Source organism: Sulfitobacter sp. (genome assembly GCF_036961165.1).
In the GTDB taxonomy this organism is placed as follows: domain Bacteria; phylum Pseudomonadota; class Alphaproteobacteria; order Rhodobacterales; family Rhodobacteraceae; genus Sulfitobacter.
In genome coordinates this window covers 1-7,986 of the sequence record NZ_JBALVJ010000113.1, presented here as the reverse complement: position 1 = coordinate 7,986, position 7,986 = coordinate 1, and the positions used below count along the sequence as shown (strand labels likewise).

The window sequence follows — 7,986 nt, the reverse complement described above, 5'->3', positions numbered from 1 at the left end:
GTTCGGGTTGGATACATCTTAGCACGCTGTCCAATTTTGCCGGACCACTTCACCGAACCGACTCGTAGACCGCTTGGCTGTCGGTCGTGACGAATTCGACGTTGTTGCCCATGCTTTCAAAGATTTGCCCGACCACGTTAGACATCACGATCTGTGACGACCAATTGTGGATCGGAATGACAATCGGATCGCTGCTGTCTGCGGCGAAAGCGGAAAATGGCAGCGCAGCCAAGACGCCCATAACCAATGCTGTGGTTGTATATCTCAAAATATTTCTCCCGGTTGAATGCGGTTTTGCCACCGCTGTTTAGTTCTGGCGCTAGCCCTAAGATCATCGATAACGCCTGAGGCTTTCGTCCGCCGATGAAATTTCTTGCTCGTACCTTTGCATAGTTTTCCTGTTAATCAAGTTTTTTTCTTTTCAGGGATTATTTTGGGATGGTTTTTCTTGGGAAAAATCGCGTGCCACGTCCGATCCAACATCAAATATGTCGTAATCGAAGGTCGCAAATTACAAATTTAACTGCGAAAATACTCCAAGGAGGTCCGATCCATGCGATACTCAGGTTTCAAAGTCATAAAAGAGGCACTGACGGGCCACAAAGGCTGGACGCCTGTCTGGCGTGACCCCAAGCCCCAGCCACACTATGACATCATAATCATTGGCGGCGGCGGTCACGGACTTGCGACGGCGCATTACCTTGCGAAGGTGTATGGCGAGAAAAGCATCGCCGTCATTGAAAAAGGCTGGATCGGCGGCGGCAATGTCGGGCGCAATACGACGATCATTCGTTCCAACTATCTGCTGGACGGGAACGAACCCTTCTACGAGTTCTCGCTGAAGCTCTGGGAAGGGTTAGAGCAGGACATCAACTACAATGCCATGGTCAGCCAGCGCGGGATCATGAACCTGATTCATTCCGACGCGCAGCGCGATGCATTTGTGCGGCGCGGCAATGCAATGATCCTGAACGGAGCGGACGCCGAACTTTTGTCAGCAGAGCAGATTCGTGCCGAATACCCGTTCCTGAAATTCGATGATGTCCGTTTTCCGATCAAAGGCGGGCTTGCGCAGCGACGTGGCGGCACCGTGCGCCATGATGCGGTCGCCTGGGGCTATGCCCGTGCCGCCGACAGCCGCGGTGTTGATATCATCCAGAATTGCGAGGTTCTGGGATTCCGCATCGAAGACGGGAAATGTCTGGGGGTAGAGACGTCACAAGGGTTTATCGGTGCCAAAAAAGTTGGATGCGCTGTTGCGGGCAACTCGGGGCGTTTGATGTCCAAGGCCAACATGCGCCTACCAATAGAGAGCCATGTCCTGCAGGCGTTTGTCTCTGAAGGGCTCAAGCCGCTAATCCCCGGCGTGATCACTTTTGGGGCTGGTCATTTCTATGTCAGCCAATCCGACAAGGGCGGTCTGGTCTTTGGCGGCGATCTTGACGGGTATAATTCTTATGCGCAGCGCGGCAACCTGCCTGTGGTCGAGGACGTCTGCGAAGGTGGCATGGCGATCATGCCAATGATTGGCCGCGCGCGATTGTTGCGGATGTGGGGCGGGATCATGGATATGTCTATGGATGGCTCACCCATAATCGATGCGACCCATATCGACGGGCTCTATTTCAACGGCGGCTGGTGTTATGGCGGCTTCAAGGCGACGCCAGCGTCGGGCTATTGCTTTGCGCATTTACTGGCCAAAGGCACCCCCCACCCCGTCGCGACAGCCTACCGGTTCGACCGTTTCCGGACCGGCAATATGATCGACGAAAAAGGCATGGGCAATCAGCCCAATCTGCATTGAGGCGCAAGAGATGATTATCAACCACCCCCTTCTTGGGCCACGCGATAGCGCCGAATTTGTCTATATGGGCGATGCGGCCCTGATCGACCGTCCCGACCCGGCCTCGGATACTGCAGCGCAAGAGTTTTACGAATACGCCTACCTGCGCGACAATCCCGCCGGAAACTTGCGCGAACTTTGGTTCCACGAAGGCGGCGACCGGTCGTGGCTGGTTGTGACACGCAATACCGTAACCCACGAGATCAGCCGTGTGGAACTGGCCCGCGATGTCGCTCGCGCACAAGGACGTTCCAAATGAAGAATGGCAAAACGAACCAAAACAATCGGTTAGAGGGCGGGCAGATCGACCGCGCCACACGCTTGAAGTTCACCTTCGACAATCGGCAATATTATGGCCATCCGGGCGATACGCTCGCCTCGGCCTTGCTGGCCAATGGGGTCCGCCTGATGGGGCGGTCGTTCAAATATCACCGCCCTCGCGGGGTTTTGACCGCAGGCTCGGAAGAACCCAACGCGATTGTGGAACTACGCGGCGGTGCAAGGCAGGAACCGAACACACGCGCGACGACGGCGGAATTATACGACGGACTGCATGCGAAATCCCAGAACCGTTGGCCCAGCCTTGCGTTTGATGCGATGGCCATCAATGACCGCCTGTCAAACGTTCTAACCGCTGGATTTTACTACAAAACATTCATGTGGCCGGCAGCGTTCTGGGAAAAACTCTATGAGCCGATCATCCGAAAAGCGGCTGGTCTTGGCTCTTTGTCGATGCAGGAAGACCCGGATGACTATGACAAAGGGTTCAAGCATTGCGATCTGTTGATCATCGGTGCCGGTCCCGCCGGGCTCAGCGCTGCGCTGACGGCTGGGCGCAGCGGTGCCGAAGTCATCCTTGCCGATGAAGATTTCGTCATGGGCGGCAGGTTAAACTCCGAGACCTATCTGTTGGACGAGGCCCCTGCCCTCGATTGGGTCACGCAAACGATTGCGGAACTCTCTTCCTTGCCAAATGTGCGCCTGATGCCGCGCACGACTGTGATGGGGGCGTTTGATCACGGGATTTATGGCGCTGTCGAACGGATCAGTGACCATTTGTACAGCCCGGACCCCGGCAAACCGCGCCAAATCCTGTGGCGCATCTATGCCAAAAATACCCTGCTTTGCGCCGGTGCGACCGAGCGCCCCATAGCATTTGACAACAACGATCGGCCCGGCATCATGATGGCAGGCGCGATCCGCAGCTATGCCAACCGATATGCCGCAACACCTGCACAGCGCATTTCCGTGTTCACAAATAATGATGATGGCCACCGCACGGCCGCAGACCTTCATGCCAAGGGCATCAGAATCGCCGCAGTCGTGGATACCCGTTCCGATGCGCCCTTAAGCACTGATTACCAGGTTCTGCGCGGCGCGCAGGTGATCGACAGTAAAGGGCGGCTTGGTTTGACATTTGTGGATGTGCGCCAAGCGGACGGCAGCATGCGCACGCTGGAAGCCGGTGCGTTGGGTGTATCGGGCGGCTGGAATCCGAATGTTCATCTGACCTGCCACCAGCGCGGCCGCCCGGTCTGGAACACCGATCTTGCAGCCTTTGTCCCCGGTGGTGCATTGCCCCCCGGCATGTCCGTTGCTGGTGCTGCGCGCGGTATATTCTCGACCCACGGTGCCCTGATCTCGGGGGCACAAAGCGCCATAGACGCGCTTGAGTTGCAATCCGCAGCCCCACGCCTGCCACAGGCAGAGGACACCCCCGTCACGCAGAAAGCCTTTTGGTATGTCGAGGGATGTTCGCGCGCATGGCTGGATCAGCAAAATGATGTGACGGTCAAGGACGTTAGACTGGCCCATCAGGAAGGCTTCCGCTCGGTCGAGCACCTGAAACGCTACACCACGCTGGGCATGGCAACGGATCAGGGCAAGACCTCGAATATGGGCGGTCTCGCGATTATGGCCGAACTGGCGGGCAAGAGCATTCCCGAGGTTGGGACAACCATTTTTCGCCCGCCCTACACACCTGTTTCGATCGGCGCAATGGCTGGTCGGATCCGCGGCAAGGACTTTCACCCGACCCGCCTGACCCCCTCGCATTTCTGGGCCAAAGAACGTGGCGCGGTCTTTGTCGAAGTTGGCAATTGGCTGCGTGCGCAATGGTTTCCCCTCCCGGGCGAAACCCATTGGCGGCAATCTGTGGACCGCGAGGTTCTGGCGACACGCGCGTCGGTTGGCGTCTGTGATTGCACTACTTTGGGCAAGATTGACGTGCAAGGCACGGATGCCGCTGAGTTTCTCAACAAGATCTATTGCAACGGATTTGCCAAACTTGCGGTAGGCAAAACCCGCTATGGCCTGATGCTGCGCGAGGACGGGATCGCCATGGATGACGGCACCGCCGGGCGCTTGGCAGAGGATCATTTTGTTGTGACCACCACCACAGCCAACGCGGGCAAGGTCTATCAGCACATGGAATTTGTGCGCCAATGTCTGTGTCCGGATATGGATGTACAGTTGATCTCGACCACCGAAGCCTGGGCGCAATATGCCGTAGCGGGGCCGAATTCTCGTAAGCTGCTGCAAAAGATCGTCGACCCAGAATTCGACATCTCGAATGAGGCATTTCCCTTCATGGGCTGCGCCAATATTACCGTCTGCGGGGGCCTGCGGGCGCGCCTGTTCCGGATTTCTTTTTCCGGCGAATTGGCGTTTGAGATCGCCGTGCCCTCGCGGTACGGCGACGCATTGATGCGAAAGCTGATGAGTGCAGGTGAAGAATTCAACGTGACGCCTTACGGCACCGAAGCCCTAGGTGTGATGCGGATCGAAAAGGGCCATGCCGCAGGGAACGAGCTGAACGGAACCACGACGGCGTTGAACCTTGGGATGGGGCGAATGGTGTCCAAGGTCAAGGATTCCATCGGCTCGGTTCTGTCGGAAAGGTCGGGTCTAAATACCGCCGATGCGCTGATGCAGATCGGTTTGAAACCGCTTGATGCGTCTGCCAAGGTCACCGCAGGCGGGCACCTGATGGCAGCGAATTGCCCGGTGGATGCAGCCAATGATCAGGGGTATGTCACGTCGGCTGCGTATTCACCGACGCTCGGATCGATGATCGGGCTTGGTTTTCTGAAAGACGGCAGCAACCGGATGGGCGAAACGCTACGGCTTGTGTCTCCGCTTACCAAACTGACCGTCGAGGTCGAAGTCGTTTCCGCTCACTTTGTTGATCCAGAAGGAATCCGCGTTCGTGCATAGACTGTCCCCCATCACCGCCTTGGGCGGCGGCGCCCCGCGTATCGACACAGTGGCAAACCTAACGCTGTCCGAAAATCCAGACCTTGCATTGGCAAGCGTTGCTGCCCGCACAGATCATACATCAGCCTGTCAGGCCCATCTGAAGGCACTGCTGGGGTCTGACGCCCCTGCCCCTGGAAAAGCCTGTTTGCATGACCCCGAATTGGCATTTTGGACCGGTCCGAATCAATGGATGGTAGCTGCCCCGTTTAACAGCCACGAGGATCTGGTCGCGCGCCTGAAAGCACAATTTGGAGAGCTCGCATCGATCACCGAACAGACAGACGCATGGGCTTGTTTTGATCTGCGTGGCGACGGAATTGCCCCGGTGATGGAGTTGCTGTGCGCGATCAACATTCGCACGATGCAAACAGGCGATGCGGCCCGTACGGTGATCCATCATCTGGGATGTTTCGTGATCCGGATGACACCGGAACACGAACTGCGCATCCTTGGCCCCCGCGCTTCGGCGGGATCTTTGCACCATGCGATTCTGACGGCTATGACATCGGCACTTTAACTGGATGGCAAAGGCACATTGCCTTTGACCCGAAACTGGTTGATGCGCTCACGGTCTTCATGTGGAGAACAGCCAAAAGCTGCGCGATAATGGGTCTCGAGCGGACCAGCAGAGGCATAGCCAACTGACGCCGCAATATCTGCAATCCGGGTCTTGGAATACATCACCAATTGCCGCGCCGCCTGCATCCTAATCGCGCGGTAGTAGTGCGAAGGGCTTTGACCTGTCGCTTTCTTGAAGGCGCGTTCAATCTGGCGCGGAGACACACCTGTCTCCTTGGCCACATCCGCAACCGAAATCGGTGTTTCAAAATCCGCCGTAAAAAGTGCCACACAGCGTGCGACCAGATCTGGCAATTGGGCACCTGTGTCCGGCATCTGTGTTCTTGGAACAAGTTGCTGAACCCCCTCGCCACGCATCAGCGGATGCTGAAACCAACACGCCACTTCATGGGCGACTTCGGCTTGCAGGCTTTCCTCGATCATACGCAACGCCAGATCGAATGCGGCAGCAGCCCCCGAGGCGGTGTAGCAAGTGGCGGTGGTCACGATGACGTCGCTCATGGCTTGGACCGATGGAAACTCTGCTTTGAAAGCCGCTTCATAACACCAGTGGACCGATACGGGCTGCTCTTTGACGACACCTGAACGCATCAAAGGAAATACGCCTCCGCTGACACTTCCAAGAATGACCCCATGGCGCCCTAATGAGCGCAAAGCGCCGTTTCCGGATCGTTCGTTGATAAACTGGGCGGTTGGACTGCTTAGCACGATAAGCACGTCAAGCGGCAGATCAGAAGTGAGCGCTTGTGCGGCCTCGAACACGACAGACGCGCTCGACATCACGCGCCCCCCCTGTTCAGATAGAAGCACCCATGAAAATGCCTCGAGCCCTGCGATTTCATTTGCGGCGCGTAAAGGTTCTATCATGGAGGTCAGACAGGCCATCGGAAACCCTGGAAAAATCAGGAAACCGATGCTGATCGTTTTGTGCTCGATCATCGTTAATTTGCAGGTCGGAATTTGTCGATCATGCCCCAAGCCTCTCCTTCAGATATCAGTCTAGTATCAATGCATCTGCTGTTCTATTGTCTTCGGACACAAACATTGGATAAGTGACGCACTGATGAACATTGAAACAAATACGGCATCGGGAAAATCAGGGCTCACCCAAGACCCACACCGCGTTCGTGTCGAGGGTCGTGAAAAGGTCCTTGAGGTTGCAATAGGCCGTGAGGTGCGAACGCATCGGCGCCAACAGGAAATAACTGTGGCAGAGCTGGCCCAGATCACCGGTTTGTCGATTGGCATGCTGTCCAAGATCGAAAATGGCAATACCTCGCCTTCGCTGACAACCTTGCAGACCTTGGCTAACGCGCTGTCTGTCCCACTGACAAGTTTCTTTCGTCGCTTCGAAGAACATCGGCAGGCTGTCCACACCAAGGCCAATCAAGGCGTCGAGATGGAACGCGCAGGCACGCGCGCAAATCATCAGTACAACCTTTTGGGTCACATCGGGTCGAATGCGTCGGGTGTGATTGTTGAACCCTACCTCATTACACTATCCGACAAGTCCGATGTATTCCCGACATTCCAGCATGGCGGGATTGAAACGATCTACATGCTTGAAGGCGAAGTCGACTATCGCCACAGCGATAAGATTTACCCCCTCAAACCCGGTGATACCCTGTTCTTTGACGCTGACGCCCCACATGGCCCCGAAGTGCTGGTAAAGCTGCCCGCGCGCTATCTGTCTATCATCAGCTATCCCCAGAACAGCTAGGCGCGACTGAGCTCTCTCCTAGGTCATGCTTAACGCGGTTTGATGTCTTAGGTTTGCAGCTTTGGTTCAGTCTCCAAATCCGGCCAGATGCCCGGCGATGTAGGCAAGCCGTCGTCAAAGGCGGACAGATAGTCCAGCATCATCGGGCGGTTGTTGATGAACCCTTTGTAAGTCGCCAACTCAACTGGCAAATCGCGCACAACCCTGTGCAGGCGGCGACCCCATTTCGGAACGCACATCAGGTCCTTAAAGCTGCACAGATAGCAACGGATCGGGAACACCAACGCATTAGAGCGTGGCAGCCGGTAGAAGGTCTGCAACTCGACGCGCAAATGCTGTTTCGGGCCGATATTTTCCGGCGTGACTGTGGTCTTTTGAATACCCCATTTATGATAGTTCTCGGGGCTGGTATCGAGCAATGGGTTGACCGTCATCGTCCAGTTTAGTCGGCGCGCCGGAGCGCCTTGCTGAATATTCAGCAAGAACTTCAAAGCACGCACGAATATGCCCTTTTCATGGGCCAGAGGCACCGGCTGTTGAATGTCACTGAGAACTGACCCGGTATTTTCACCGAGATTTGACCCGC

The 7,986-nt window shown here is 56.2% G+C and carries 7 protein-coding genes and 1 pseudogene; 5 read left to right on the top strand and 3 right to left on the bottom strand.

The genetic code is table 11. The features are described from left to right. Positions 1-52: 52 nt before the first annotated feature. A pseudogene (locus V7730_RS21170) lies at positions 53-268 on the bottom strand (glycine betaine ABC transporter substrate-binding protein); the annotation flags it as partial. A gap of 285 nt (positions 269-553) precedes the next feature. Here V7730_RS21170 and V7730_RS21165 point away from each other — a divergent pair. The 4 genes from V7730_RS21165 to V7730_RS21150 are packed head-to-tail and all read left to right on the top strand — an operon-like array spanning position 554 to position 5,618. Next, positions 554-1,804 carry a sarcosine oxidase subunit beta family protein gene (locus tag V7730_RS21165; protein WP_335749542.1) on the top strand — a complete coding sequence of 417 codons (1,251 nt, stop codon included), beginning with the start codon at positions 554-556 and terminating at the stop codon, positions 1,802-1,804. A 10-nt stretch (positions 1,805-1,814) separates the two neighbouring features. Further along, a complete protein-coding gene (locus tag V7730_RS21160; protein WP_335749541.1) occupies positions 1,815-2,102 on the top strand; it encodes a sarcosine oxidase subunit delta in 288 nt (95 codons plus the stop codon). Then, positions 2,099-5,059 carry a sarcosine oxidase subunit alpha family protein gene (locus V7730_RS21155; RefSeq protein ID WP_335749540.1) on the top strand — a complete coding sequence of 987 codons (2,961 nt, stop codon included), beginning with the start codon at positions 2,099-2,101 and terminating at the stop codon, positions 5,057-5,059. The genes V7730_RS21160 and V7730_RS21155 overlap by 4 nt, the downstream gene beginning before the upstream one ends. Then, on the top strand, positions 5,052-5,618 hold the full coding sequence (locus tag V7730_RS21150) for a sarcosine oxidase subunit gamma (RefSeq protein ID WP_335749539.1): 567 nt from the start codon (positions 5,052-5,054) through the stop codon (positions 5,616-5,618). The genes V7730_RS21155 and V7730_RS21150 overlap by 8 nt, the downstream gene beginning before the upstream one ends. Here V7730_RS21150 and V7730_RS21145 read toward each other — a convergent pair. Beyond that, on the bottom strand, positions 5,615-6,619 hold the full coding sequence (locus V7730_RS21145; RefSeq protein ID WP_335749538.1) for a GlxA family transcriptional regulator: 1,005 nt from the start codon (positions 6,617-6,619) through the stop codon (positions 5,615-5,617). The two genes, V7730_RS21150 and V7730_RS21145, sit on opposite strands and share 4 nt — an antisense overlap. A 124-nt stretch (positions 6,620-6,743) precedes the next feature. On the opposite strand from V7730_RS21145, the gene V7730_RS21140 reads away from it, so the two are divergent. After that, positions 6,744-7,400: a helix-turn-helix domain-containing protein gene (locus V7730_RS21140; protein WP_335749537.1), complete on the top strand. Its 657-nt coding sequence runs from the start codon at positions 6,744-6,746 to the stop codon at positions 7,398-7,400. A gap of 47 nt (positions 7,401-7,447) precedes the next feature. Here V7730_RS21140 and V7730_RS21135 read toward each other — a convergent pair. Then, positions 7,448-7,986, bottom strand: a 539-nt coding sequence (locus V7730_RS21135; protein ID WP_335749536.1) for a heme-dependent oxidative N-demethylase subunit alpha family protein, incomplete at its 5' end; no start/stop codon positions are given.